Raw genomic sequence first — 25,529 nt, forward strand, 5'->3', positions numbered from 1 at the left:
GTTCCCGTACCATTACGATGGACGCCGAACGCAGCTTTTTAAAATTATGTATGAAGGGGCGGTACCTATGAATGACCAGGCTGTAGTTGCGATCCGCTTCACCCTCTTCAAGCACAGTAGGGATTCTTTTCTTGCGGCGTTGGACGATGCCTCCATTCGCCATTCCAGCGTTATGAAGTTTTCAGGGCGGCCGCAGGCTTCGGGTTTTACCGAAATTATCTCGGCGCTGAGCGATGCTATGCCGTGGAACAGCATTGCTAAAGTGATCGTCTCTTGGGTCGAGGCTCGGAAAAGCCGACGCGTAATGGTCCAAGTGGAAGATGGCACGGTTGTTATTGAAGCCAATGGATACAATGCGAAGGATGTGGAGCGCTTATTAAAAGCATGCGCGAGCGTAACCGTCATCGATACGATGCCGGGGGATGCAGAAACCAAGGCCCTTGAATCAGGTGCTGACGACTAACCCGAACTGTCAGACCGGGGCTTTTGGGCAGATAATTGCACAGCTCCGACCACTCACGTGCCAGTGCTGTTGTTGCCTGCTTGCCCAACTCGCGCTCTGGATCAGTCTGGGCACCCCGTGTCGGATAGGAACCAATCAAAACCGCTGCCCCTCGAGGCTGCCATCATGGAACTGACGCTTTGGGCCGAACAGCGCGGATCTGCTGAAGTCGCCGGCAACGTTCGCGGTGCGCTGGACACAATCAGCAAGCACGAAGAGTTCATCAAATGACAATCGCGGTGCTGATGGAGCCGGAGTGACGTCGTCTGGGGGCACAGGGCGCGGGCCGTTTAATGCCTCGGGTAAAAGTATCCAAACAATACTGTTGGTGACGGATTAAACATTACTGCTGCAACTCGACCGTTGACGGCACCCTCAGATTGCCTTCAGCTGTTGACAACAGGCAGCAATCGGCCAAAGGAGCCGGTCACCGAGAAAAGAACTCCGCCGCGTTTTGATACTATCGGGCGCCCTTACCTTTGGCACGATACCGACATTAGGTTCTTCTGTGTTCGACAGAAGCAACTTTGATCAACTCTCCACTGAGCAACTGACTTTTTGGACCGCGCACAATGATTGCCCTGGTATGGACTCCCGCTGTGCCTTGGGAGGAAGGCTATTTCACCTGCTCTGCATTGATTGACGCCAGCCTCCTTTTCCGGTCCTTTCAATTTGTAACAACGTCCTGACGCAATTACGATAGAGTCTTTCCACACCAACAGGACTCTCCAAGCAATGGACATGCGTCGCCTTTTATCCTTCTCCTGCAGCAAAGCTATACTTCCTCTTTTCCTCGGACTGTGTTCCGGTAATGCACTGGCCAGCGGCCTCAGCGAAAGCCTGGTCTCGTGTGAGCCGTCATTTTTCAAACACCTGTATTCCCAGCGCGCCGATCTGGGGAAAACCGTCAAGCTGGCCCGCAACGATCAGCGCGGCCTGGCCTGGCCGCCAGTGCTGGACCGCCGCAACTTCAACACTGCTTTCCAGCACTTCACCCCCGCTGTCGACGACCAGGGCCTGCGCCTGACTAGCTACTACGACCGGATCATGGACCTGGGCGAGCAAGGCATTTACTACTTCTGGGGTTTCGAAATCGATGCCAGCCGCGAGCAAGTCATGGCCAAGTTGCCGCATGCGGAATGGCAGGAGGCCGGCGAGTACTTCATTTCTAAACCACGGATCAAGGCGGACGCCAATTCCGCCTGGCAGAACAATTCTGCGGCGGCCTCGGGCATCGCTCCGGCGGCGGGTTCCGCGGAAAAGCTCCTGATGCTGAGCGTCGAGGACGGGAAGACCCGCCTGCTCTGTTCGTTGCAGGGCAGCGTCGATGAGCTTCTGTTGCAGCAGGAACGCCCGGACCTGGCACAGGGAACCACACGATGAGGCGCCTGCCATGCCTAGCAGCGGTATTGCTGCTGGGTGGTTGTGCCCACGGCACTGTGCCGCAGAAAGCCGTGGCCGAAGCGCCGGCCACGACGCCTGCTGGCATGTTCAAACTGCTGGAGGACGCCAAACTGGCAACCTACTTCGACGCACACTCCGTCGCCTTGTACCAGGGCAATCCGCATTTGCGCCAGTTCTACCTAATCAACAATTACCTCGGACTCGCCGCCCCTAGCGGTAAACTTCCAGAGATTCGCAGTTCGCGGGCGATCCAGGTGATCAACTGCGAGCGGGACGAAATGGCGCAGTTCGGCCGGGTTTATTTCTCCGAGCCCTTTGCCCTGGGGCATGAAGTGACGCGCAAGAGCGATACTCCGCAATGGGGACCGTTGGAGCGGCAGTCGTTGATCGGGAGGTTGCGCGATTCGGTATGCAAGATCGATGCGGCGCATCTTCGGGCGGGTAATCCGGGGTAGCTGTATCTGAGCATGAGCAGGCGGCTATCACGGCGTGCCTGCTTTCAGGTGGCAGGGGTGGTGTCTTTCCTCTAAACGATGGAACTGGCCGACTGCTGCCTTTCGCAACGGGCAGCTTAGGGTCGTTTTCTGCCTCTCGCGATGGGCAGAAAACGGCCAAAAGCAGACCTTCGCTAAGCGCAGCTAACGGCCAGAATCGAGCGGGCACTGTGATCGAGCACCAGCCCGACTGCTTTAGGCTAGAGCGTATGACGTCGTTTGGTAGTCAGACCCCCTAATAAGACGAAACATTCCTGCCCAGAGAGGGCGAACTCATCAGCCCGCTACAAACTGAATTTTAAACAGCCGTCGATTATCCTCGCCCGCTCAATGCTATTAAGTGTTTACTGTCGAGGGAGGGAGGCGAATCAGGTCTTTCAACTCATCAATCGAATTTTCAGAAGGATCCCACCGGACTACCTCATGTTTGAGGGTGTGGATCAAACCGCTCATTGAACGTACCTTGTAACACAGGTTCCTGAGCACTTTAGCTATTTTTAATTCATTTCCATCCGGAACACGATAACGAGTTACTACTTCCATATAACGATCATTATGCCCATCCGTAAATTCATAGCTCTCGCCGCGATGCAGAACGTCTAGACGCAGATCTTTCTTAATTCCAAAATTAGGTAGAAGCCGGCTGTAGCTCTCAACGTCGTCATTATTAGTTATTGCCAAATGAAATAATAAAGAATCGCTTTCCAGCTTAAAATTATCATTATAGGTTGAGTAATCAATGACTTTAGTCAACAAGTCCTCTAGCACTGAAAGTAATTGTGTGCAGTACCCGCCCAGCACTACGTCCTTCTTAAATGAGGAAATTTCTAAAGATGCTTTGGAATGAATGAAACAAAGTAGTGTATCAATTACAATGTTTACATCTTTTTCAAGTGCCAAGATGACCTTTAGATTGTCATTCGAGTCACCTATTCTACGACCTCTATAGGCCCTACTGTGCTTGGTTACCCTGTCTTCGAGAATTGCCAGCAACTCGTTGGCAGCTACCGATAGGTTCTCACATTTGGGTAGTCTGATCTGTAAATCGCTGTATGATATAGAATCGTGCCAGTAGCTATACATGGACTTATATTTGCTGATAACTGCTTCATCACCGGCTTCTTTGTGTAGCGCGTGAAGTGCCTCAATCACCGGTGAAAAATCAACTAGAACTCGTCCATGGTTATCTGAAGGTCGCACCATCTCGAAAAACTCAGGGATTGAGAGGCTTTCTGAGATATATCCTATCTGGCCATTGGCTTTTCTAAACCCTACAAACAACTGAGTTTTCTTTCCTTCTTCGCCTTCCATTTCGCACCTAATTGATCAAGAGAAATTACGAAATCTTCGCCGCAAAACAGTCGTTGGTTTGTTCCGGGCTGAGCAAGGAGGATAAGCAGGATTAGTTGATGTGGCTAGGCCAATGTGGTGCTCGGTCAAGACAGAGTGGAGTGCTCGCCTTCGCTGCCTCAAGTTCAAACGGACTCGTCAAGCCCGCCTTTGGCTAGGTCTGCTATTGGCCGCCAGCTGCCGGTCAAGGCGCTCCCGTTGTGCTGGTCAAATTCGATGCAAACAGCTGGTCAGGTCGAATGCAAATGACAGGTCATTGGCAATGCAAACGGGTGGTCAAGTGGGATGCAATTGTCCAGCGAGCACTAGAGTGTCAATGCTCGGTCTGAAGCAAGCGTGCGGCTGGCGGATATTGTGTCAATGTCTGCCGTAATTGACCTGCAGATAGTCAATCCTTGGTTGTAACATTGACAGTCAATGCCATTTTCTTCTGAATTGGCTGACGCCTATATTTTTCCGGGGGATGCACGTTGTCAATCCATCAGGGAGATAGGTGATACCAAGCATTACTGGCCGGATGACCCGTTGGTGGCGGAGCCGACGGCCAGGATCAAGCCTCGCAAGCCTTAGTGTTGAAGATCAAAAAATGTGGGAGCAAGCCCCCTCCCACATTGATATTTTTGACAGTTATTGCGCGGCCGGCAGCAGAAAGCGGGCAATCACCGGCAAATGATTGGAAATACGCAACGTATCCGCCTGTCGCACCTTCGCTTCCACCCGCTTGATCCGCGGGCTGTAGAACAGGTAATCGAGTGTGCGATCCGGGCCGTCAATGCCGGGGTCGTTGGGGAAGTGCGTCAGCCATTTTTCACGGTCGATGCCGCTGGACTCGCTGTTGCTCGGGATCATCGGGTATTTGTCCCACAGCAGGTGCAGCTCGCTGTCCGGCGAATACTGCCCGCGTTTGCCGGCGTCCAGGCGCAGGTATTGGCCCAGCGGCAACAGGTTGAAATCCCCGCCGATCAACCAGGGCGTGCCCCGGCCTTCGAATTTATCCAGCAACTTCACGGTGGCCTTGACCTGCTCCTGCACCGCGCTGCGCCCAGGGGTGTCGCCGTCCAGACGGGTGTTGAGCACTGCCAGTTGGCCGCCGTCGCTCAGGGGCAGGTAGGTCAGCAGCAAGGCGGGCCTGGGCTGGAACTGGCGGCTGATGAAGTTGGCGTCCGAGGTGGGCAGTTGCAGGCGTTCGGCGTGTTCGATCTGGTAGCGGCTGAGGGTCGCGAGTTTGCGGCCGACGCTGCCGAAGATGTGCAGACTGGGCACGAAGTCGGCCTTCCAGTCGAACGCCTGGGCGCTGCAGGGGTAGAGGTCGACCAGGCGTTCCTGCAGCAGGGCCAGTTGGTCCTGGTAGTGGGAGGGCTTGGCGTTTTCGTCGATTTCCTGCAACAGCAGAAGGTCGGGTTGTTCGTCGCGGATCACCCGGGCCACTTCGTCGAGGCTGAAGGCCATGTCTTCGACGGTGGGACGTTCGTCCGGGCCGCCGCCGTCGCTGCGGTCGTACCAGAACACGTAGTTCTTGCCGGCCAGGTATTGCACGTTCCAGGTCATCACCTTGAGCGCCTGCCCAGGCAGCAGGGTCGGCGCACGGGGTGCGACGCAACTGACGGGCAAGGTCTGCCTGGCGGCCGGGCGCCAGGTCAGGTGGTAGATCAGGGCGGTGAGCAGGCCGGCAACGATCAGCAGGCCCAGCAGGGTGATGCGCAATAAACGGGTCATTGGCTCGGCTTATGGCGTTTCAGAAGTGGCCGTGAGCATATCACCGCGCGTCGGCATCGCCACCGATCAACATGAATAAACGGAACAGCACCACACTGGTAAACAGCTGCAGAAAGCTGTGCGCGCTGTCCATCAACAGCTCCAGCAGCGGCGCCGGCTCAGGGTAGGCCGCCACGCTCGCGCCCTTGAGCAGCCACAGCGGCGTCATCACGCACAGCAGGCACACGAGGATTCGCCAGAAATGCCCACGGGTCAGGCGCAGACTTTCCTTCATGGCCTCCAGGGCCGACATGCCGCGCAACACCAGCAGGTATTCGGCAAAGGCCAGTACCACCATCAGCCACAGCCCCGGCAGGAAATACAGCGACAGCCCCGCCAATATCAGCAGCGTGCTCATGGCGGTCAGCAGGGCGAAGCGCGGCCACAGGGCCAGGGCCAGGGCCCACACATCGCGGGTGCGCGGCGACTCGCCACGGGTGCGGGCGTCGAGAAACAGGATCAGCGCGCCGGTGTACAGCGGGTACACCAATAAACCCACCACCACGCTGTAACCGGCAAACGCATCGGCGCCCAGCGTGTGGTCCAGTATCTGTTGCAGCAAGGCTTCGAGGATCACCAGCGGCAAACACAATTGCGCGATGGCGCCGAGGTTGTGCCGGGTAAAGCGTAAAGAGTCGCGCAGTACGTCTAACGGATTCATCAGGGTTATCGCAGGCCTGTAAATAAAGGCAACACTTTAACCGATCAGACTCGCAGCGACGCAAACGTAAACCTTGCGTAAAGACCATTGAAACAACTCGTAACACCCCCATAACTAGCACGCACCTGGCCTGATCACAGGCAGGACCCTGATTTCTACCGGCAATCTAACGAGGTCGCCATGAACAGCGAAGAGCAAACCCTGATCGATGGACTGTTTTCACGGTTGCAACAAGCCGAAACGGACTCAGCCCCCCGCGACGCCCAGGCCGAAGCGCGGATCAAGGAGCACATGACTCGCCAACCGGCCGCCGGGTACTACATGACCCAGTCGATCCTGGTGCAGGAGCAGGCGCTGAAAAGCCTGGATGCGCAGAACAAGCAGCAGGCGCAGCAGATCCAGCAGTTGCAGGACGAGTTGCAGCGGGCCAAATCCGCACAATCGGTGCCGGAGAGCGGCGGTGGTTTTCTGTCGAGCCTCTTTGGCGGCAGCTCGCGCGATACCCCGCCTGCGCCGTCCAATGCCGGCGGTGGCTGGCGTGAACCCGCGCGGCCTGCATTCGGCCAGCCTGCACCGCAGCAGAACTATCAGCAGCCCCCCCAGGCGGCGGCTGCAGCACCCGTGGGCAGCGGTTTCCTGGGCGGCGCGATGAAAACCGCCGCCGGCGTGGCCGGTGGTGTGTTGCTGGCCGAAGGCATCAGCAGCCTGTTCCACCACAACCAGCAGCCGCAGGTGGTGGAGGAAATCATCGAACAACCGGCGCCGGCCAGCGATCAAGGCAACTGGGGCAACGACGACCAGAAATTTGCCGGCAATGACAGCTGGGGCAGCAACAACGCCGACAGCTTCGCCGACAACGATTATGCCGACGACTCCTCTTCCTTCGGCGACGACGATACCTTCGTCTGACACACCGGGACCGGGGCGCGCCGTCGTCCCGGTCTGATTTTTTCCGGAAACTTTCCTGTGGCTGGCATACTGGCACCCTTTCCGGGCCCTGACGCCTGGCTGTCATGAGGAAGTGCGGTGAAGAAAATTGCAGTGTTCGCCGATGTACAGAACCTCTACTACACCGTGCGCCAGGCCTATGGTTGCCACTTCAACTATGCCGCGCTGTGGGCTGACATCAGCGCGCGCGGGCAGATCGTCGAGGCGTATGCGTATGCCATCGACCGTGGCGACAGCAAGCAGCAGCAATTCCAGCAGATCCTGCGCAACCTGGGCTTTACGGTCAAACTCAAGCCGTACATCCAGCGCAGCGACGGCTCGGCCAAGGGCGATTGGGACGTGGGCATCACCCTCGATATCATGGACGCCGCCGACCACGTCGACGAAATCGTGCTGGCCTCCGGTGACGGCGACTTCGACATGCTGCTCGACCGCGTCATCAATAAACATGGCGTTGAGGCCGTGGCCTACGGCGTACCGGGCCTGACCGCCAATTCGCTGATACGCGCCGCCAGCCGCTACGTGCCGATTGAAGGCGCGTTGCTGCTCAAATAAATAGTTGGACGGAGTGCAAACAGGTTTGGAACGCATAGCGGTCATCGACTTTGAAACCACCGGCATCACGCCGAGCAGCCACTGCCGCGCGACGGAAATTGGCGTGGTCATTCTTGAGCGTGGGCAAATCGTCGACCGTTATCAGAGCCTGATGAACGCCGGCGTACGCGTGCCCGGCTTTATCGAACAGCTCACCGGCATCAGCAACGCGATGTTGCGCAGCGCACCGTCGGCCGAGCGCGTGATGAATGAGGTCAACGAATTCGTCGGCACCACGCCGCTGTTGGCGCACAACGCTGCGTTCGACCAGAAGTTCTGGGACTTCGAGCTGGGCCTGATCCGCCGCACCCGCCTGCAAAAATTCGCCTGCTCCCTGCTGCTGGCCCGCCGCCTGATGCCGGCGGCGCCGAACCACAAACTCGGCACCCTCAACAGCTACGCGCAACTGCCCCACACCGGCAAGGCCCACCGGGCGCTGGCGGATGCGGAGATGGCGGCCAACCTCACGGCGCATCTGGCCCAGGAGTTACGGCGCACCCACGGCGTGCGCGAACTGTCCCATGATTTGCTGTGCACCTTGCAGAAAGTGCCGGCGGCGAAGATCAATGAGCACCTGAAGAAACATCGCGGGTTTTGAGCCTGCGAAACCGTTTCGTCAACAGTGAGCGGGCTTGCCCCAATGCCGTTCAGTTAAGCGCAAATTCCCTGTGGCGAGCAGGCTTGTCCTGCGTTGGGCTGCGCAGCAGCCCCAAAACCAGGCTCTGAGCAGTGTCAGATACACGGTGTTTTCCTTCATTGGGGGCGCTTCGCACCCCAACGCGGGGCAAGCCCGCTCGCCACAACAAGCCGCTTCACCACATGTGTGCGCTTGCGCCTACCGCGGTTGCACACACTCCAACGCCCGATCCACCACCCCTTTCGCCATTTCCACCAAATGCATCACTGCCAGCTGTTGCGCGTTCATGGCGTCCCTGGACGAATGCGCGGTCTCCACTGCGCACTGCAGCAAATCCGCCGCATGGGCCAGGGCGTCTTCGAAGCTCAGGTTGTCATTCAGGATGAAGGTGGGCGCATCCGGGGCGGACGCTTTGAGATAGTGGTCGGTGGCGCGGCGATGGAGCAGGGCGTCTTCGCTGGGGAAGCGGGGTGGATCAGGGGTGACTTTGACCATGGTGAAACTCCTTGCTGGAAGAAGTTGGCACCGTCCGCTTGCACGCGAAGAGGGTGGCAACTGTGCGTAGGTGTGCAAGACCGGGGCAAGAAGTAAAACCCAGCAGACCCGAAGGTCTCCCACGCACAGCTGCCATAACTGGCAAGCACCAAGCAAAAGCTGAGCGCTAAGCTGCGTTGATTTGTAATTCTTATTGCCGCCGGACTTGCACGTCCGGTCACCGAAAACTCAATGACCGAGCGAGACTAGCTACCTGATCCGACGGAAACAAGGCCGTGGGATTCTCTCGGAAACGTCCCGCAAATGATAGGGATCGGTCTTGCTGGCCACTAAACTATCAGCTGTTTGTGGAGCCCTTTCCGCTCTTTCTGAATGGTCAGTAGGCCGATCAGCTAACGCACCGTCAGATCTTTCTGTTTTTTTCTTCGCCCATTTATCGCCCTTTGCCTCGACCTAACATTGCGCCTGTCATTTACGTAAAAGGACTACGTCATGCAGGAAAGCGATCTTCATACGGCGATCATGCGGGGCATGTTTGAACTCAAATCAAAAGGCATTGATTTCGGCTCAGCCTCAAACATGGCGTTTCATTTGGGGAACACGATGACAAGCTGCCCGGCAGTCATGGTGTTGCCTGATTCAACGGGCTGGAGCCATGGAGCCAGCTACCAGTTAGTGCGGCCCATTCATTCGGACTCTTCGGCGCCTGGCACTACGTTTGATGAGCTATGGAAATGTACGCAGCAGCACTACGGCTTGACTGCAGCAACGCTTATCACTGGCGCGGCAGGTATACCCATCAGCAAAATTGCCGTGGGCGCCTGGGTCCACGTCGGTTCCAGCAAAACGACGAATCTGGCGAGCTTGATTGGAATGCGTTTTTTTCCTCGTACATTGATCAGGCAACCAACGGTGGCCAGAATGGCAAAAGCAACGTTTGGCACCGTTCGGGTATTCGGGATTATCGGGCGAGGTATTCCCTTCGTTGCAGCGGGGCTGGCGATCTTTGATTTAGTCAGTATTGGCAAGTGTGCCTATGAGGCAAGAAATGGAAGGTGATCTGACCAGAGCCGAAATCAGCGAAAAAGTCATTCAGCTATTCGTCGATATCATTGGCTTCATCGACCGAACTCAGGTGACGGAGCAAACCGACTTCGTCCATGACTTCAAGATTATTGATGATGACCTGACTTGCTTCGTCATGCAGATCAAATGGCAGTTCAAACTGCGCGCGACTCAGGATGATTGGGATCACGTCACTACGATCGGGCAGGTTATCGATTTAATCGTTCAGCGCTCGGCTATTCAGTAGACCAGCCACCCCCTTCCGAAAAGTGTACGGCCCGTTTAAACAGGTTTTGTAACTTATGTTTAACAATCCGTCTTCCTAAAATAAGCACCCATCTCCTGCCATAGAGCCGCCCCATGCCTGGCCCCCGTCGCTTTCCCTTGCCCTTGATCGCTGCCTTTTTCGCGCTGTACGTCATCTGGGGCTCCACTTACCTGGTGATTCGCATTGGCGTGGAATACTGGCCGCCGTTGCTGCTGGCAGGGATTCGGTTCTGCACGGCGGGCGCGTTGATGTATGGCTTTCTCAGATGGCGTGGCGTGCCGGCGCCGACCTGGCCGCAGTGGAAGGCCGCCGGCATGATCGGTATTTTGCTGCTCACGGTGGGCAATGGCGGCGTCAGTGTGGCCGAGCATATGGGTGTGTCGTCCGGTGTGGCTGCGCTGGCGGTGGCGACGGTGCCGCTGTTTACCTTGCTGTGCGGCTACTTTTGGGGCGCGCGCAATACGCGGCTGGAGTGGGCGGGGGTGATTCTGGGGATTATCGGCATTGCCATGCTCAACATGGGCAGCACACTGCAATCGAGTCCGATGGGCGCAGTGCTGCTGTTGATAGCCGCGGCTTCCTGGGCGTTTGGCTCGGTGTGGAGCCGGCAACTGTCGCTGCCTCAGGGCGCCATGGCCAGTGCGGCGCAAATGCTGGTGGCGGGTGTGGCGCTGTTGCTGGTCAGTGCGCTGTCCGGCGAGCACCTCAAAGCCCTGCCGCCGCTGGAAGGCTGGCTGGCCCTGGCCTACCTCACCGTGTTTGGCTCGATCATCGCCTTCAATGCCTATATGTACCTGCTCAAGAACGTACGCCCGGCGGCCGCCACCAGCTATGCCTATGTGAACCCTGCCGTCGCCGTCTTGCTGGGGATCGTTTTCTTGGGTGAAACCATCGGCCTGGAAGAAGCCTTCGCGATGCTGGTGATCATCAGCGCGGTGTTGCTGATCAGCCTGCCCCAATGGCGCAAGCGCAAACCGGAAATAAGGTAAACTGCCGCGCATTACGCCTTTGCGCTGAATTTTTCCTACGGTAAACACATGACTTTCGCCACCCTTGGCCTGATCGAACCCTTGCTGCGCGCCCTTGAGACGCTTGGCTACCAGACCCCGACGCCGGTGCAGGCGCAAGCCATTCCGGCGGTGCTGGCCGGTCGCGACCTGATGGCAGCGGCCCAGACCGGCACCGGCAAGACTGCCGGTTTCGCCTTGCCTCTGCTGCAATTGCTGACGATGGAGGGGCCGAAAGTCGCCGCCAACTCGGCGCGCGCGCTGATCCTGTGCCCGACCCGCGAACTGGCCGAGCAGGTTCATGCCAGCGTCGCCGAATACGCGCAAAATCTGCCGCTGACCACTTACGCGGTGTACGGCGGCGTGAGCATCAACCCGCAGATGATGAAGCTGCGCAAGGGTGTCGACATTCTGGTCGCCACGCCCGGCCGCCTGATCGATCTGTTCCGCCAGAACGCGCTGAAACTCAACCAGTTGCAAACCCTGGTGCTGGATGAAGCTGACCGCATGCTCGACCTGGGCTTCTCCGAAGAGCTGGCGAACATCTACCGCATGCTGCCGAAAAAGCGCCAGACCCTGCTGTTCTCCGCGACCTTCTCCGATGAGATTCGCACGCTGGCCGGGCAGATGCTCAATGACCCGCTGAGCATTGAAGTCAGCCCGCGCAACGTCGCTGCCAACACCGTGAAGCAGTGGGTGGTGCCGGTGGACAAGAAGCGCAAGGCCGAGCTGTTTGTGCACCTGATGCGCAAGGGCCGCTGGAAGCAGGTGCTGGTGTTCGCCAAGACCCGCAACGGCGTGGATGCGCTGGTGGACAAGCTGCAAGGGCTGGGCATCAACGCCGACGGCATTCATGGTGATAAACCCCAGGCCACCCGCCAGCGTGCGCTGGACCGTTTCAAGAGCAGTGACGTGCAGATTCTGGTGGCCACCGATGTGGCGGCCCGTGGCCTGGACATCGAAGACCTGCCGCTGGTGGTCAACTTCGACCTGCCGATCGTCGCCGAAGATTACATCCACCGCATCGGCCGTACGGGGCGTGCGGGCAACACCGGCGAGGCGATTTCCCTGGTGTGCGCCGATGAAGTGAACATGCTGTCGGCCATCGAGATGCTCACGCGTCAGACCCTGACCCGCAAGATGGAGCCGGACTTCGAACCCGAGCACCGCGTGCCGGACACCGATGCCAGCGGGCAGGTGGTGAAGAAGCCGAAAAAGCCGAAGAAGCCCAAGGCGTCTGGCGGTGGTGGTGGCAAGCGCAATTTGGGCAAGTGGGTGGAGAGTGGGGATTTAGCGCCTGCCGAACCTTCGATCAAGCCGGTGCGCAAGGTGCCGGTGTTCAATACCGGGCCGCGCAAGAAAAAGTAAGTAGCGGGTATCGAGACGGTTTTGAGTGCAGTGGGCGAGGCAATCTCGCTCATGTAGGCAGTGTGCAATCTACTGCGCGGCAACCCACTGGTGATAGATGAGTGGGCTCTGCTTACGGCAGCTGATCGCTCTTTAGTGTTGTGGCAGGCAATGCAACGGTCGTTTGTTGTTACTTTAAAAAATACCCTCCTGGAACTGATGTTTTACTTTCATCCAATAAAATGGGCTTCAACTTTTTGATCCCCATGAATAAATTGGAGGTTTCTGTATGGCAGTATTTCTTGTTCCATTTGCCGTAGCCGCGCTGGGTGGATTAGGTATTATTGGCGGTGCTGTTGCAAGTCGAGAAATTTCGAAAAAGACAGCATCGGATGAACGTGAGGTGCAAGACCGCAACAAGGCGGCATTAACGGAGCGTTTTTCCAACGTTAAGAGCCACCAGGAACAAGGTGAAATTGCGTTGGCAGTCAATGATCTAAAAGAATTGATTGCCTTTTATAAGCAGACTCCTGGCGCGACAGACGATGAACTGCATAGTTTAATCAATGACTTGCGGTCCCTGACGTTTCAAGGTCAAGAAGAGGGCCGGCGACTGACGACTGACTATAAGGTGGCGTTGAGCGAGGCTGAGCATGGCTTCCCTTATGAACGCTATATTCTTAATCGTGATTACGTACACGAGTTAAAGCGAGTGCTGCCTGAGGGTGATGAGTTTTTAAACATGGAAGTTTCGAAATTCAACGCTATCCGGCCGCCGCTCAAAATTAATTGAAGGCTGCGATCACTCAGTCCAATCTCGACTTCGGTTGAGTATTGGACCCGGTCGCGCTCACTGTCCTTATTGGTTTAACCACGCCAACACACCAAACGCCGCCGCGCGTCCGCTGGTAAAACATCCCGTCAGCAAATACCCGCCGGTCGGTGCTTCCCAATCCAGCATCTCCCCCGCACAGAAAACCCCCGGCAATTGCTTGAGCATCAAGCGCTCATCCAGCGCCTCGAACGGCACACCGCCTGCGGTGCTGATGGCCTCATCGATGGGCCGTGTCTTCACCAGGGTCAACGGCAACGCCTTGATATCCACCGCCAGCTGCGCGGGATCATTGAAGTGCTCAGCCGGGGTCAACTCGCGCAACAGCGCCGCCTTCACGCCGTCCACTCCCAGTTGACTGTGCAAATGCTTGCTCATCGAGCGCGAACCGCGCGGTTTAGCCAGTGCGGCCTGCACAGTGTGCAGCGGCCTGCTTGGCAGCAGATCAATATGCACGGTGGCCGCGCCATCACGGTTGATGGCCTCACGTATCGGCGCTGACAGCGCGTAGATCAGGCTGCCCTCGATGCCGGTGGCGGTGATCACGCATTCGCCCAACCGAGGCTTGTCGTCACCCAGCCCGATGGCGACATTCTTCAACGGCGCGCCGGCGAATTTGCTGACCATCAATTCGCTCCAGGCCGACACCTCAAACCCGCAATTGCTCGGTTGCAGACGAACGTAGGGCACGCCTTTGTCTTCCAGCAACTTGAGCCAGGCGCCATCGGAACCCAGGCGTGACCAACTGCCGCCGCCCAGGGCCAGCAACACGGCATCGCTGCGCACGGTTTTCTCGCCGTCCGGGCTGTGGATAAGTAAATCGCCCTCGCTGTTCCAACCCAGCCAACGGTGCCGGGTGTGGATAGCCACGCCCTGGTCGCGCAGGCGCTTGAGCCAGGCGCGCAGCAGCGGTGCGGCTTTCATGTCGGCAGGAAATACTCGGCCTGAGGTGCCGATAAAGGTCTGGATGCCCAGGCCGTGGATCCATTCGCACAACGCCTCGGCACCAAACTCACGCAGCAACGGCGCCAGGTGCGGCGCCCGTTCGGCATAGCGGGCCACGAACGCCGGGTACGCTTCGGAGTGGGTGATGTTCATGCCGCCCACCCCCGCCAGCAGGAATTTGCGCCCCACCGAGGGCATGCCGTCGTACAGGTCCACCCGTACGCCGGCCTGGCTCAGGACTTCGGCGGCCATCAGCCCGGCTGGGCCGCCGCCGATGAGGGTGACGTGGTGAGGTGGGGTCTGAGGCATGGGCAGGGCTACGATGCTGTGAATAAGCCGGGCATTCTACCGGACGCGACGCCAGCTGCCTGATCAAAAAACGTACACTTTCCTGCAGGCCTTATGGATAAATGCCTACAGGCGCTTACGCTCAAGTTATCCACAGGCCGTTCCACAGCCATTGTGGGTAACGCCCAGCATTCAGTGACAACCTGATGACGTCCATACCCGCTGCGCGCTGTGGTGCAGGATGCCGTGGCGGCGTGCGAGGGCAGGGCGGTCCTTGCTGTAGCCACCGCCGATCACGCCCATCACTGGAATGTCGCGGCCCAGGCAGTGGCGCATCACGGCTTCATCGCGGGCGGCCACACCTGCGTCTGTCAGCTTGAGGTAGCCGAGGGCGTCGTCCTTGTGCACATCCACGCCGGCGTCGTACAGCACCAGGTCGGGCTGGTACAGCGCCAGCAGGTAGTTAAGCGCATCGTCCACCACCTTGAGGTAATCGGCGTCGCCCATGCCCATGGGCAGCGGGATGTCCCAGTCGCTTTGGGCCTTGCGCGCGGGGAAGTTCTTTTCGCAGTGCAGCGACACGGTGATGGCGTCCGGCGTGTCGTGGAGGATGCGTGCGGTGCCGTCGCCCTGATGCACATCGCAGTCGAAGATCAGCACGCGGTTGACCCGTCCGCTGGCCAGCAGGTAATGGCTGATCACCGCCAGGTCGTTGAAGATGCAGAAGCCCGCCGGGTAATCGTAGTGGGCGTGGTGGGTGCCGCCGGCCAGGTGGCAGGCCAGGCCGTGTTCGAGGGCTTGTTCGGCGGCGAGCAGGGAACCGCCGACCGCCCGCACGGTGCGCCTGGCCAAGGCTTCGCTCCAGGGCAGGCCGAGGCGGCGCTGGTCTTCGCGAGACAGTTCGCCGCTCATGTAGCGTGCGATGTAGCCAGGTTCGTGGGCCAGGGCCAGAATCTGCGGCGGGCACAATTCGGGGCGCAGCAGGCGGCTGTCTTCGGTCAGCCCGGTGGACACCAGGTGGTCGCGCAACAGGCGAAACTTGTCCATGGGAAACCGATGGTCTGCCGGGAACTCAGGGCTGTAGTCATCGTGGTAGATCAATGGCAAAGGCATGGGATTTTCTGACGGGAACCTGCGAACGATCTTACCAGCGCTGTACACTCTCGCACATGGCAAGGGAGGGGACCCATGGAGCCGATACTTGAATTGCACAGCGCACGCCTGATCATGCGCCAATGGCGCGACAGCGACCTGCCGGAATTTGCACGCATGTGCGCCGACCCGCAGGTGATGCGCTATTTTCCGTCCCCCTTGAGCCACCTGGAAAGCGCCGCATTGATTGGTCGTATTCGCGGCCATTTTGCTGAATACGGCTTTGGCCTGTGGGCCTTGCAGCGCAAGGACAGCGGCGAATTCATCGGCCTTACCGGCTTGCAGCATGTCGGCTTTGACGCCGGGTTTACTCCCGCAGTGGAAATCGGCTGGCGCCTGGCCCGCGAACACTGGGGGCTGGGTTACGCCAGCGAGGCGGCCTGGACCGCGCTGCGCAGTGGGTTTGACCGCTTGCAGTTGGATGACATCGTCGCTTTCACCACCGAGACCAATCTGCCATCACAAAAAGTCATGCAGGCCATCGGTATGCATTACGATCCCCAGGCAGATTTTGAACACCCCAAGGTTGCAGCCGATGACCCGCTGCGCCCCCATGTTTTGTATCGCATCACCCGCGACCAATGGTTGGACACGCTGCACGGATAAGCAGCCCGGAATGCCCCGTAGATTGTAGGAGTTGCTCTATGAGCCAAGTATTGGAAGATCTGGTGGACTTGCTGACCCTGGAGCCGATTGAGGAAAACCTCTTTCGCGGCCGCAGCCAGGACCTGGGTTTTCGCCAGTTGTTCGGCGGTCAGGTGCTCGGCCAGTCGTTGTCGGCCGCCAGCCAGACCGTGGAAGAGACGCGCCATGTGCATTCCTTGCACGGCTATTTCCTGCGCCCCGGCGACGCTGCCTTGCCGGTGGTGTATTCGGTGGACCGCGTGCGTGACGGCGGCAGTTTCAGCACGCGCCGGGTGACGGCCATCCAGAAGGGCAATCCGATTTTTACCTGCAGCGCCTCGTTCCAGTACGGCGAGGAGGGCTTCGAGCATCAGACCACCATGCCCGTTGTGGTGGGGCCGGAAAACCTGCCGTCGGAGTTGGAGCTGACCCAGCAGCGCGCGCACCTGATCCCCGAGCACATGCGCGACAAGCTGCTGTGCCCCAAGCCCATCGAAGTGCGCCCGGTCACCGAGCGCGACCCGTTCAACCCGCAGCCGTCCGACCCGGTCAAATACGTGTGGTTTCGCGCCGATGGCGCCCTGGCGGATGCGCCGGCGCTGCACAAGTACCTGCTGGCCTATGCCTCGGACTTCGGCCTGCTGACAACCTCGCTGCTGCCTCATGGCAAGACCGTGTGGCAAAAGGATATGCAGGTCGCGAGCCTCGACCACGCGCTGTGGTTTCACGCCGACCTGCGCGCCGACGACTGGCTGCTCTACGCCATGGACAGCCCGTGGGCCGGCAATTCCCGCGGGTTTTCGCGGGGCAGCGTGTACAACCGCGCCGGGCAACTGGTGGCGTCGGTGACCCAGGAAGGCCTGATTCGCCATCGCAAGGATTGGGCATGAGCCTGGCAGAGATTAAGCACTGGGTGTTCGACATGGACGGTACCCTCACCGTGGCAGTGCACGACTTTGCGGCCATTCGCGTGGCCCTGGGCATACCGCCCGAAGACGACATCCTTACCCATCTGGCCGCGTTGCCGGCCGATATCGCAGCGTCCAAACATGCCTGGCTGCTGGAGCACGAGCGCGAACTGGCGCTGGGCTCGACGGCAGCCGAGGGTGCGGTGGCGCTGGTGCGCGAACTGGCTGCGCGCGGTTATCGTTTGGGCATCCTGACCCGCAACGCGCGGGAGCTGGCGCATGTCACGCTGGCGGCGATCGGTCTGGCGGACTGCTTTGCTGCTGAGGATGTGCTGGGCCGCGAAGACGCGCCGCCCAAGCCTGCGCCGGGTGGATTGTTGAAGCTGGCGGCCGCCTGGGGTGTGGCTCCGAGCGAGATGGTGATGGTGGGGGATTACCGCTTCGACCTGGACTGCGGACGGGCGGCGGGGACGCGGACGGTGTTGGTGAACCTGCCGCAGAACCCGTGGCCGGAGCTGGCGGATTGGCATGCCGAGGATTGTGGGGCTTTGCGTCGGATGATCCAGGCCAGTCAATAGAAATCAAAAGGTGGGAGGGAGCAAGCCCCCTCCCACATGTTTATCCGGTTTCATCAGTTGAACAGGGCTTTCTGGCCCTGCGGCGAGGTGAACATTCTGTCGCCGTCATGCCCCACGCCGGGTACTTCCACCAGCCTGTGACTCAATTGCGGATGCCGCAGCTTGAGGTAGTCAAAATAGTTGTGCCCCCGAATCAACCGATACGCGCCCTGGGTTTCAGCCTCACAGCTTTTATCCAGCGCCGGGTGGTTGGGGTCGGTGTCCTGCTGGCCCAGCAAATAGGTGATATCCCGCGACACGTAGGCCTGCTCCAACTGCTGGGGCCCTTGGCCCTTGGCGTAGTCGGGCAGGTTTTGCATGCCGTATTTCCAGTCGTTGAAGCCCGGGCAACGGGCGGCGTCGAATTTCACCGGGCGTTGCGGGCTGAAATACGCGTATGACGACGGGTTGGCCACCACGTAACGCAGGCTGATGCCTTCGGTTTGCAGGGGCGGGTGAGCGTGGCCGGTGAGGGCGAAGCGCTGCACCACCTGGCCGCCTCCGGAGTGGCCGGCGACCACGATTTGCTTCAGTGCCGGGAACAGTTTGCGGTCGCTCAGGTGTTTGATGATCTGGTCCAGAGCACCAAACGAGCTGATCTGGCCCGGGCCGGTGGACGATGCGCCGCCCATCCAGTCATTGCCATGCCAGCGCAGCACTTGATCGCTCAGGTGGTTGCGCTTCACGTCCGCCTGGTTGAGAAACTGCGGCGCGATCACCAGCGTTTCAGCGCCGACGCCGGCCTGACGGGCGGCATCGACACCGCTGCGCAGGTAGGTCTGCGCGTTGCGCAGGCGACCATGCACGATGATCAGCGCCCGCGTGACCTGGGGCATCGGCTGGCGCCAGTCCTGGCTCAAGCCCAGGCTCAGGTCGCCGGCCTGCAGGTGAAAGCGGTCAGGGCTGACCTCCTTGACGCCGTGTTCGGCCGCCAGGGTTGAACAGCACACGAGCAGACCCAGCAACACACCCCATCGTTTGTTCATTTAGAGACTCTTGGCTGCAAAGGTGTCGCATTGAGTGATCTGGCCACCTGCGAAGCCGGTCTTGAACCAGCGAACCCTTTGCGCCGAGGTGCCGTGGGTAAACGAGTCAGGCACCACGCGGCCCTGACCCTGTTGCTGCAAGCGGTCATCGCCAATCGCGTTGGCGGCATTCAGCGCTTCTTCGATATCGCCCGGTTCCAGCCAGTTCAGGCGCTTTTGCGCACGGTTGGCCCACACCCCGGCAAAGCAGTCGGCTTGCAGCTCCTGGCGAACCAGCAAGCCGCCGTCGCCTTCCATCGGACGGCCCTGCTGGCGGGCGGTCTGAATCTTGGCCGAGATGCCGAGCAGTGTCTGCACGTGGTGCCCGACTTCATGAGCGATCACGTAGGCCTGGGCGAAGTCGCCGGCGGCCTGGAAACGTTGTGACATTTCCCGGAAGAAATCCAGGTCCAGGTAGACCTGCTGGTCGGCCGGGCAGTAGAACGGGCCGCTGGCCGAGGTGGCGCCACCGCAGGCGGAATTCACCCGGCCACGGAACAGAATCAGTTTCGGGTTGGTGTAGGTCAGGCCGTTTTCCTTGAACACCTGGCCCCAGGTGTCTTCGGTGTCGCCCAGCACGGCGCGCACAAAATCAGCCTGCTCGTCGTTGGCCGGGGGTGCCTGACGCGTTTGTGGGCTCACGGAAGGTGCCTGTTCGGCCTGGCCGGTCAGCTCGCTGAGGATCTGCATCGGGTTCTGGCCGGTCAGCCAGCCAATGCCGACGATCAGCACAATCGCCGTGAGGCTCAGGCCCTTGCCGCCGCCGAAGCGCATGCCGCCACCGCCGCCGCCACTGTCATCCCGGGCATCCACCACGTTGTCGCTGCGTCGGCCTTTTTTCCATAGCATGGTGCAATCCTCTTGATGAAAGGTCCTACAAAAAATATTGATGGAGTATGGCCTTATTGGCGGCAATACCCTTCGCCGGTGGCGACGATCAGGCAGTCTTTTTTATCCGCCAGCCATTTTAGGCCAGTGGCCTCGCCGTCCCCGGCGCGCAGCATCTGCGGGCCGTCCGGGCGGGTGAAGGCGATACCGTCGTCGGCTTCTTCACCCTTGAAGGTGCCGGTGTCCCCGGCATCCAGGCCGTATTGCATGGTCAGGATGTAGTGCCCACGGCCAATGGCGTCGTCCTTGGCGATGGTGAGGTTCAGGCCTTCGACGCCGATCCATTTGCCCACCCATTGGTCGGTAGGCGGGGTGGGCGGCACCAGGGTCGCCTGCACCGACGGCGGCGCAGGTTTGGCCGGTGCCTTGTCCTCATGGTTACAGGCGGCGAGCAAGGCCAGGGTGGAGAGCAGGAACAAGGTTTTTTTCATGGCGGGCAGGCCTTGGTTAAAAAATGTGCAATGCGGGCGTGAGCGTGCAGGGTTGGACCCAAACCCGGTGATTTAGTGCGCTGTTCGCCCGGTGTTTGGTTATGCTCTGAGGGCAGACCCTTGCCCGGCTGCTAGATTATTCGGTTGAGTGCCATCGCGTTTAACTCGCCACACAAGAGAATTCAATGACTGTCAGTACCCCCCTTTCCGGCGTCAACCATCCGTTCAAAGGCATCCTGTTGATTGTGGTGGCGACGTTCCTGTTCTCCAGCCACGACGCGCTGTCCAAGTACCTGGCCGGGTTCTACCCGATCGTGATGGTGGTGTGGGCACGCTACCTGGTGCACACCTTGCTGATGGCCGGGATCTTCCTGCCCCAGTCGGGCCTGCGCGTACTGCGCAGCAAACGCCCCGGCATGCAGGTGGTGCGGGCGTTGTGCCTGTTGGGCACCAGCCTGTTTTTCACCACGGCGCTGCATTACATCCCGCTGGCGGAAGCCACGGCGGTGAACTTCCTCGCGCCCATCCTGGTGACCGCGCTGTCGGTGCCGCTGCTGGGCGAGCACGTCACGCGGGGCCAGTGGCTGGCGGTGATCTGCGGGTTTATCGGCGTGGTGATCATCATCCACCCCGGCGGCGAGCTGTTTACCCCGGCAGTGCTGCTGCCGTTGTGCTCGGCGCTGTTCTTCTGCTTCTACCAGTTGCTCACGCGTATCCTCAGCCAATACGACACGCCCACCACCAGCAATTTTTTCGCCGGGCTGTGCAACACCCTGGTGATGAGTGCGATGGTGCCGTTCTTCTGGCACGTGCCGAGCCTGTGGCACGGGGTGATGATGCTGGCGCTGGGTACCTGCGGCATGACCGCCCACTTGATGTTGACCCAGGCGTTCCGCTTCGCGGCGCCGGCATTGCTGGCGCCGTTCGGCTACTGCCAGATCGTGTTTGCGGGGTTGCTGGGCTGGCTGGTGTTCAGTCATACCCCCGACATGACCACGGTGGTCGGCATCGGGGTGATCTGCATGAGCGGGCTGGCCGCTGCCTGGCAGCAGCGGCGTCGTTGAGTTACACGTCTACTGTCGGGATCTTGCGCGGGGCCATGAAGTACATCCAGGTCAGCGCAATGAAGTACATCGCCGGGATCAGGGTGAACAGCACCGTGTAGTTGTTGTTGGTCACCGTGAGGATATGGCCGACGATCTGGGTCATGAACATGCCGCCGATGGCCGCGCACATCCCGCCGAACCCGAACACCGTGCTCATCATGTGCTTGGGCGTGTAGTCCATTACCAGGCTCCAGATGTTGGCGGTCCAGGCCTGGTGCGCGCCGATGGCCAGGGAGATGGCAAACACCGCGACCCACAGCTGGCTGGAGCCGGCCGCCATGATCACGCCGACGATGCAGCAGGCGAACAGCAGCATCGACAGCAGTCGTGCCTTGATCGAGTTCATGCCACGGCCGATCAGGAACGACGACAGGATACCGCCGCCCACGCTGCCGAAGTCGGCGGTGAGGTAGATGATGATCAGCGGGATGCCCATCTGCGTCACGTTGATGCCCAGGTTGTATTGCTGGTTCAGGAACGGCGGCAGCCAATACAGGTAGAACCAGAACACCGGGGCGGTCAGGGCGTAAGCGATGGCGAAAGCCCAGGTGCCGCGCATGCGCAGGATGCGGCTGAACGGAACGCCCGGTTGCTCCGGCTCGATTTCCCGCTGCACGTAGTCCAGTTCCGATTGTTTAACGCTCGGATGGTCTTCCGGGTTGTAGTACTTCAAACCCCAGAACACCAGCCACAACGCGCCCAGCGACGCCATGCAGAGGAACGCCGCCTGCCAGCCCCACACGTGCAGGATCAACGGCAGCAGCATCGGCGTCATCATGGCGCCGACGTTGGTGCCGGCGTTGAAGATACCGGTGGCCACGGCGCGTTCACCGGCCGGGAACCACAGACGGGTGGTCTTGACGCAGGCCGGGTAGTTGGCGGCTTCGGTCAGGCCCAGGATAAAGCGGCACACCATAAAGCCCACTGCCGAGGTGGCCAGGCCGTGCGCGCCAGTGGCCAGGCTCCACAACAGCACGGCGCAGAAGAACACACGCTTCACACCCACTCGGTCGATCAGGCGGCCCTGCAGCACGAAGCCGATGGCGTAGCCCACCTGAAACCAGAAATTGATGTTGGCGTAGTCCATCGCCGTCCAGCTCATTTCCTTGGCGAGGATCGGTTGCATCACGCCCAGGGCGGCGCGGTCGATGTAGTTGAGGGTGGTGGCGAAGAACACCAGGGCCAGCATGCCCCAGCGAGTTTTACCCACGGCCAGGGCGCCGCGGATCTTGTCGCCGATGCCGGCGTGCGGGGTGCCCGGGCGCGTGGCCAGGGTAGGGTTTTGCAAAGGCATGAGGTCGTACCCGTTTTTTTGAAATTTTTATGGTGTGTTCTGGGTCTTTTCTTACGAGATCGATGGTGCGCAGCGGTTAAAAAATCGTCAATTCGCCAAATCGGCTAGTGTTCGATAATCGCACCAAAAACTAACCGGTTCGTACATTATGATTGCTGCGTGTTGGCTGGGGGCGAATAATTTGCCACAAACAACACGTGCCGGGAGAACTCCATGCAACGATCCATCGCTACCGTTTCCTTGAGCGGCACCCTGCCGGAAAAGCTCGAAGCCATTGCCGCCGCCGGTTTTGATGGGGTTGAGATCTTCGAGAACGACCTGTTGTATTACGACGGGAGCCCGCGCGAAGTTAGACAAATGTGTGCCGACCTCGGAATTGCCATCACCTTGTTCCAGCCGTTTCGCGACTTTGAAGGCTGCCGCCGCGACCGCCTGGCGCGCAACCTGGAGCGCGCCGAGCGCAAGTTCGACCTGATGCAGGAACTGGGCACCGACCTGGTGCTGGTATGCAGCAACGCCTCGGCCGATTGCGTGGGCGATGAACGCATCCTCCTCGATGACCTCAGCCTTTTGGCCGAACACGCCGGTCGTCGAGGCTTGCGCATTGGCTACGAAGCGCTGGCCTGGGGCAAGCATGTGAATACCTGGCAGCAGGTGTGGAACCTGGTGCGCCAGGTCGATCATCCCGCCCTGGGCGTGTTGCTCGACAGCTTTCACACGCTGTCGCTCAAGGGCGACCCGAGTGGCATCGCCCAGATACCGGGCGACAAGATCTTCTTTGTGCAGATGGCCGATGCGCCGATCCTGGCCATGGACGTGCTGGAGTGGAGCCGGCATTTCCGCTGCTTCCCGGGTCAGGGTGAGTTCGACCTGGCGGGGTTTCTTGCGCCGATCATCCAGAGCGGCTACAGCGGGCCGCTGTCCCTGGAAATCTTCAACGATGGTTTTCGGGCCGCCCCCACGCGCGCGAATGCGGCCGACGGCCTGCGCTCGCTGCTGTACCTGGAAGAGAAAACCCGGCAGCGCCTGGCCGAGCAGGCACCTGCCGCGCCGGTCGATATCCTCTTTGAAACGCCTGCCGCCAGCGAGTACGACGGCATTGAGTTCCTCGAATTCGCCGTGGATGAAAGCCTCGGCGCCAAGCTCACCCATTGGCTGGAGCGGCTGGGGTTTGCCAGGGCCGGGCAGCACCGCTCGAAAAATGTGAGCCTGCTGCGTCAGGGCGATATCAACCTGATCCTCAATTGCGAACCCTATTCCTTCGCCCACAACTTCTTCGAGGCCCATGGGCCGTCGTTATGTGCCACGGCGATTCGGGTCAAGGACAGTGCCAAGGCGCTGCAACGTGCCGTGGCCTTCAAGGGCCAGCCCTATCGCGGCCTGGTTGGGCCCAATGAGCTGGAGCTGGCTGCCGTGCGTGCGCCGGATGGCAGCCTGATTTACCTGGTGGACCCCAGCGAAGGCGGCCTGTACGACACGGATTTCAACCTGCAATCGGCGCCATCCGCCAGCGGCGGGCTGCTGCGCATCGACCATATGGCCATGGCGCTGCCGGCCGACAGCCTCGACAGCTGGGTGCTGTTCTACAAGAGCCTGCTCGACTTCGAGGCCGATGACGAAGTGGTGTTGCCTGACCCTTACGGGTTGGTGAAAAGCCGCGCGCTGCGCAGCCGCTGCAGCTCGATTCGCCTGCCGCTGAATATCTCCGAGAACCGCAACACCGCCATTTCCCACGCACTGTCGAGCTATCGCGGCTCGGGCGTGCACCACATTGCCTTCGACTGCGCGGATATTTTCGCCGAGGTGCGCCGCGCCAAGGACGCCGGGGTGCCGCTGCTGGATATCCCGCTCAATTACTACGACGACCTCGCCGCCCGGTTTGATTTCGACGACGAGTTCCTCAGCGAGCTGGCGTACTACAACGTGCTGTACGACCGCGACGCCCAGGGGGGTGAGCTGTTTCACGTGTACACCGAACCATTCGAGGGGCGGTTTTTCTTCGAGATCCTGCAGCGCAAGAATGGCTACGCCGGCTATGGCGCGGCGAACGTGGCGGTGCGTCTGGCGGCGATGGCCAAGTCGCGCAGCGGCGCGGTTCGTCAGGCGCGTCTGTGATACAGGGCCAGGTGCTTCCTTCGGCAAGCGCCGCGCCCCATAATCGCAGCCTGCATAACACACCGCCATGAGCGCACCATGACCCTGACTCCCGATCTCTCCGCCGTGTCAGACGCACCGCGCAAGAGTCGCAAGAACAATCCGGAAAAGACCCGGGAGAATATTCTCCAGGAAGCCATCGTCGAATTTGTTCAGCAGGGCCTGTCCGGCGCCCGCGTGGACGCGATTGCCGAGCGCATCCACACCTCCAAGCGCATGATCTATTACTACTTCGGCAGCAAGGAGCAGTTGTACGTCGAGGTGCTGGAAAAACTTTACGGCGACATCCGCAACACCGAAACCCGCATGAACCTCACCGCCCTGGAGCCGCGCGAAGCGATCCGGCGGCTGGTGGAATTCACCTTCGATCACCATGATCAGAATGTGGATTTTGTGCGTATCGTCAGCATCGAAAATATCCACAATGCCGAGTACGTGAAGCGCACCGACACGATCAAGGCGATGAACAGCAAGATCCTGGAGGGCCTGGGGGAAACCCTGCGCCGTGGCGCCGAGCTGGGATTGTTTCGCGAGGGGCTGGAGCCTTTGGACGTGCATTTGCTGATCAACTCGTTCAGCTTTTACCGGGTGTCCAACCGTCATACCTTCAGTGAGATCTTTCAGATCGAACTGTCGGATGAGGCGGTTAAACAGCGGCACCGTGAGATGATCTGTGAGTCGGTGTTGCGTTACCTGCAGGCTTGATTACGCATTTTGAAATGCAACCCATGTGGGAGG

At 59.8% G+C, this 25,529-nt stretch carries 27 protein-coding genes and 1 pseudogene; 18 read left to right on the forward strand and 10 right to left on the reverse strand.

Annotated elements, in window-relative coordinates; translation table 11 throughout:
* The first annotated feature begins 67 nt into the window (after nucleotides 1-67).
* The 4 genes and pseudogenes from TU79_RS14625 to TU79_RS14640 all read left to right on the forward strand — a co-directional run bounded on the left by TU79_RS14625 (nucleotide 68) and on the right by TU79_RS14640 (nucleotide 2,361).
* On the forward strand, nucleotides 68-463 hold the full coding sequence (locus tag TU79_RS14625) for a hypothetical protein (protein ID WP_015371093.1): 396 nt from the start codon (nucleotides 68-70) through the stop codon (nucleotides 461-463).
* Between the two features lie 117 nt (nucleotides 464-580).
* Nucleotides 581-762, forward strand: a pseudogene (locus tag TU79_RS14630) (hypothetical protein).
* A gap of 475 nt (nucleotides 763-1,237) precedes the next feature.
* Complete coding sequence (locus TU79_RS14635) at nucleotides 1,238-1,885, forward strand: hypothetical protein (protein ID WP_015371095.1); 648 nt, start codon at nucleotides 1,238-1,240, stop codon at nucleotides 1,883-1,885.
* On the forward strand, nucleotides 1,882-2,361 hold the full coding sequence (locus TU79_RS14640; RefSeq protein ID WP_015371096.1) for a surface-adhesin E family protein: 480 nt from the start codon (nucleotides 1,882-1,884) through the stop codon (nucleotides 2,359-2,361). Before TU79_RS14635 ends, TU79_RS14640 begins: the two co-directional genes overlap by 4 nt.
* A 375-nt stretch (nucleotides 2,362-2,736) precedes the next feature.
* Here TU79_RS14640 and TU79_RS14645 read toward each other — a convergent pair whose 3' ends face one another.
* The 3 genes from TU79_RS14645 to TU79_RS14655 form a co-directional block, all read right to left on the reverse strand.
* Nucleotides 2,737-3,711 carry a hypothetical protein gene (locus tag TU79_RS14645; protein ID WP_057008645.1) on the reverse strand — a complete coding sequence of 325 codons (975 nt, stop codon included), beginning with the start codon at nucleotides 3,709-3,711 and terminating at the stop codon, nucleotides 2,737-2,739.
* A 666-nt stretch (nucleotides 3,712-4,377) separates the two neighbouring features.
* Nucleotides 4,378-5,466, reverse strand: coding sequence for an endonuclease/exonuclease/phosphatase family protein (locus TU79_RS14650; protein ID WP_057008646.1), 1,089 nt, complete (start codon nucleotides 5,464-5,466; stop codon nucleotides 4,378-4,380).
* A 40-nt stretch (nucleotides 5,467-5,506) separates the two neighbouring features.
* A complete protein-coding gene (locus TU79_RS14655; protein ID WP_057008647.1) occupies nucleotides 5,507-6,166 on the reverse strand; it encodes a DUF7847 domain-containing protein in 660 nt (219 codons plus the stop codon).
* 180 nt (nucleotides 6,167-6,346) lie between these two features.
* On the opposite strand from TU79_RS14655, the gene TU79_RS14660 reads away from it, so the two are divergent.
* The 3 genes from TU79_RS14660 to TU79_RS14670 all read left to right on the forward strand — a co-directional run bounded on the left by TU79_RS14660 (nucleotide 6,347) and on the right by TU79_RS14670 (nucleotide 8,306).
* On the forward strand, nucleotides 6,347-7,075 hold the full coding sequence (locus TU79_RS14660) for a DUF2076 domain-containing protein (RefSeq protein WP_057008648.1): 729 nt from the start codon (nucleotides 6,347-6,349) through the stop codon (nucleotides 7,073-7,075).
* Nucleotides 7,076-7,192: 117 nt separating this feature from the next.
* Nucleotides 7,193-7,669, forward strand: a complete 477-nt coding sequence (locus TU79_RS14665; protein ID WP_003236960.1) for a LabA-like NYN domain-containing protein — start codon at nucleotides 7,193-7,195, stop codon at nucleotides 7,667-7,669.
* A gap of 25 nt (nucleotides 7,670-7,694) precedes the next feature.
* On the forward strand, nucleotides 7,695-8,306 hold the full coding sequence (locus tag TU79_RS14670; RefSeq protein ID WP_057008649.1) for a 3'-5' exonuclease: 612 nt from the start codon (nucleotides 7,695-7,697) through the stop codon (nucleotides 8,304-8,306).
* 237 nt (nucleotides 8,307-8,543) lie between these two features.
* Here the strand turns inward: TU79_RS14670 and TU79_RS14675 are convergent, their stop codons facing one another.
* Entirely contained in the window at nucleotides 8,544-8,840 is a 297-nt protein-coding gene (locus tag TU79_RS14675; protein WP_057008650.1) for a DUF3077 domain-containing protein, read from the reverse strand.
* Nucleotides 8,841-9,332: 492 nt separating this feature from the next.
* Here TU79_RS14675 and TU79_RS14680 point away from each other — a divergent pair, with 492 nt between their 5' ends.
* The 5 genes from TU79_RS14680 to TU79_RS14700 all read left to right on the forward strand — a co-directional run bounded on the left by TU79_RS14680 (nucleotide 9,333) and on the right by TU79_RS14700 (nucleotide 13,320).
* Nucleotides 9,333-9,899, forward strand: a complete 567-nt coding sequence (locus TU79_RS14680; protein ID WP_057008651.1) for a hypothetical protein — start codon at nucleotides 9,333-9,335, stop codon at nucleotides 9,897-9,899.
* Nucleotides 9,889-10,152 (forward strand): acyl carrier protein, encoded by a 264-nt coding sequence (locus tag TU79_RS14685; protein ID WP_057008652.1) that lies wholly within the window; start codon nucleotides 9,889-9,891, stop codon nucleotides 10,150-10,152. Before TU79_RS14680 ends, TU79_RS14685 begins: the two co-directional genes overlap by 11 nt.
* Before the next feature lie 113 nt (nucleotides 10,153-10,265).
* Nucleotides 10,266-11,162 (forward strand): drug/metabolite exporter YedA, encoded by an 897-nt coding sequence (gene yedA, locus TU79_RS14690; protein ID WP_057008653.1) that lies wholly within the window; start codon nucleotides 10,266-10,268, stop codon nucleotides 11,160-11,162.
* A 48-nt stretch (nucleotides 11,163-11,210) separates the two neighbouring features.
* Nucleotides 11,211-12,548, forward strand: coding sequence for an RNA helicase RhlE1 (rhlE1, locus tag TU79_RS14695; RefSeq protein ID WP_057008654.1), 1,338 nt, complete (start codon nucleotides 11,211-11,213; stop codon nucleotides 12,546-12,548).
* A gap of 268 nt (nucleotides 12,549-12,816) precedes the next feature.
* Nucleotides 12,817-13,320, forward strand: a complete 504-nt coding sequence (locus tag TU79_RS14700; protein WP_057008655.1) for a hypothetical protein — start codon at nucleotides 12,817-12,819, stop codon at nucleotides 13,318-13,320.
* Between the two features lie 66 nt (nucleotides 13,321-13,386).
* Here TU79_RS14700 and TU79_RS14705 read toward each other — a convergent pair whose 3' ends face one another.
* A complete protein-coding gene (locus TU79_RS14705) occupies nucleotides 13,387-14,613 on the reverse strand; it encodes a TIGR03862 family flavoprotein (RefSeq protein WP_057008656.1) in 1,227 nt (408 codons plus the stop codon).
* Nucleotides 14,614-14,784: 171 nt separating this feature from the next.
* A complete protein-coding gene (locus tag TU79_RS14710) occupies nucleotides 14,785-15,705 on the reverse strand; it encodes a histone deacetylase family protein (RefSeq protein WP_057008657.1) in 921 nt (306 codons plus the stop codon).
* Nucleotides 15,706-15,780: 75 nt separating this feature from the next.
* On the opposite strand from TU79_RS14710, the gene TU79_RS14715 reads away from it, so the two are divergent.
* The 3 genes from TU79_RS14715 to TU79_RS14725 are packed head-to-tail and all read left to right on the forward strand — an operon-like array spanning nucleotide 15,781 to nucleotide 17,854.
* A complete protein-coding gene (locus TU79_RS14715; protein WP_057008658.1) occupies nucleotides 15,781-16,350 on the forward strand; it encodes a GNAT family N-acetyltransferase in 570 nt (189 codons plus the stop codon).
* Nucleotides 16,351-16,388: 38 nt separating this feature from the next.
* Nucleotides 16,389-17,258, forward strand: coding sequence for an acyl-CoA thioesterase II (gene tesB, locus TU79_RS14720; RefSeq protein ID WP_057008659.1), 870 nt, complete (start codon nucleotides 16,389-16,391; stop codon nucleotides 17,256-17,258).
* Nucleotides 17,255-17,854: an HAD family hydrolase gene (locus TU79_RS14725; protein ID WP_057008660.1), complete on the forward strand. Its 600-nt coding sequence runs from the start codon at nucleotides 17,255-17,257 to the stop codon at nucleotides 17,852-17,854. Before tesB ends, TU79_RS14725 begins: the two co-directional genes overlap by 4 nt.
* A 53-nt stretch (nucleotides 17,855-17,907) precedes the next feature.
* On the opposite strand, the gene TU79_RS14730 is transcribed toward TU79_RS14725, so the two are convergent.
* From TU79_RS14730 to TU79_RS14740, 3 genes are read right to left on the reverse strand one after another with little or no spacing between them, the layout of a single operon-like run.
* Nucleotides 17,908-18,879 carry a hypothetical protein gene (locus TU79_RS14730; protein ID WP_057008661.1) on the reverse strand — a complete coding sequence of 324 codons (972 nt, stop codon included), beginning with the start codon at nucleotides 18,877-18,879 and terminating at the stop codon, nucleotides 17,908-17,910.
* Entirely contained in the window at nucleotides 18,880-19,767 is an 888-nt protein-coding gene (ypfJ, locus tag TU79_RS14735; RefSeq protein WP_057008662.1) for a KPN_02809 family neutral zinc metallopeptidase, read from the reverse strand.
* Between the two features lie 53 nt (nucleotides 19,768-19,820).
* Nucleotides 19,821-20,237, reverse strand: a complete 417-nt coding sequence (locus TU79_RS14740) for a lipoprotein (RefSeq protein WP_057008663.1) — start codon at nucleotides 20,235-20,237, stop codon at nucleotides 19,821-19,823.
* 185 nt (nucleotides 20,238-20,422) lie between these two features.
* Here TU79_RS14740 and TU79_RS14745 point away from each other — a divergent pair, with 185 nt between their 5' ends.
* The gene (locus TU79_RS14745; RefSeq protein WP_003236935.1) at nucleotides 20,423-21,301 is read left to right on the forward strand and encodes a DMT family transporter; all 879 of its coding nucleotides are present in this window, start codon (nucleotides 20,423-20,425) and stop codon (nucleotides 21,299-21,301) included.
* A gap of 1 nt (nucleotide 21,302) precedes the next feature.
* On the opposite strand, the gene TU79_RS14750 is transcribed toward TU79_RS14745, so the two are convergent.
* Entirely contained in the window at nucleotides 21,303-22,637 is a 1,335-nt protein-coding gene (locus tag TU79_RS14750) for an MFS transporter (protein WP_057008664.1), read from the reverse strand.
* Between the two features lie 213 nt (nucleotides 22,638-22,850).
* On the opposite strand from TU79_RS14750, the gene quiC reads away from it, so the two are divergent.
* Together quiC and TU79_RS14760 are read left to right on the forward strand one after the other, a co-directional pair.
* Entirely contained in the window at nucleotides 22,851-24,752 is a 1,902-nt protein-coding gene (gene quiC, locus TU79_RS14755) for a 3-dehydroshikimate dehydratase QuiC (protein ID WP_057008665.1), read from the forward strand.
* A gap of 78 nt (nucleotides 24,753-24,830) precedes the next feature.
* Entirely contained in the window at nucleotides 24,831-25,496 is a 666-nt protein-coding gene (locus tag TU79_RS14760; protein WP_003236928.1) for a TetR/AcrR family transcriptional regulator, read from the forward strand.
* The last annotated feature ends 33 nt before the right edge of the window (nucleotides 25,497-25,529 follow it).

This window comes from Pseudomonas trivialis (assembly GCF_001439805.1).
Lineage (GTDB): Bacteria > Pseudomonadota > Gammaproteobacteria > Pseudomonadales > Pseudomonadaceae > Aquipseudomonas > Aquipseudomonas trivialis.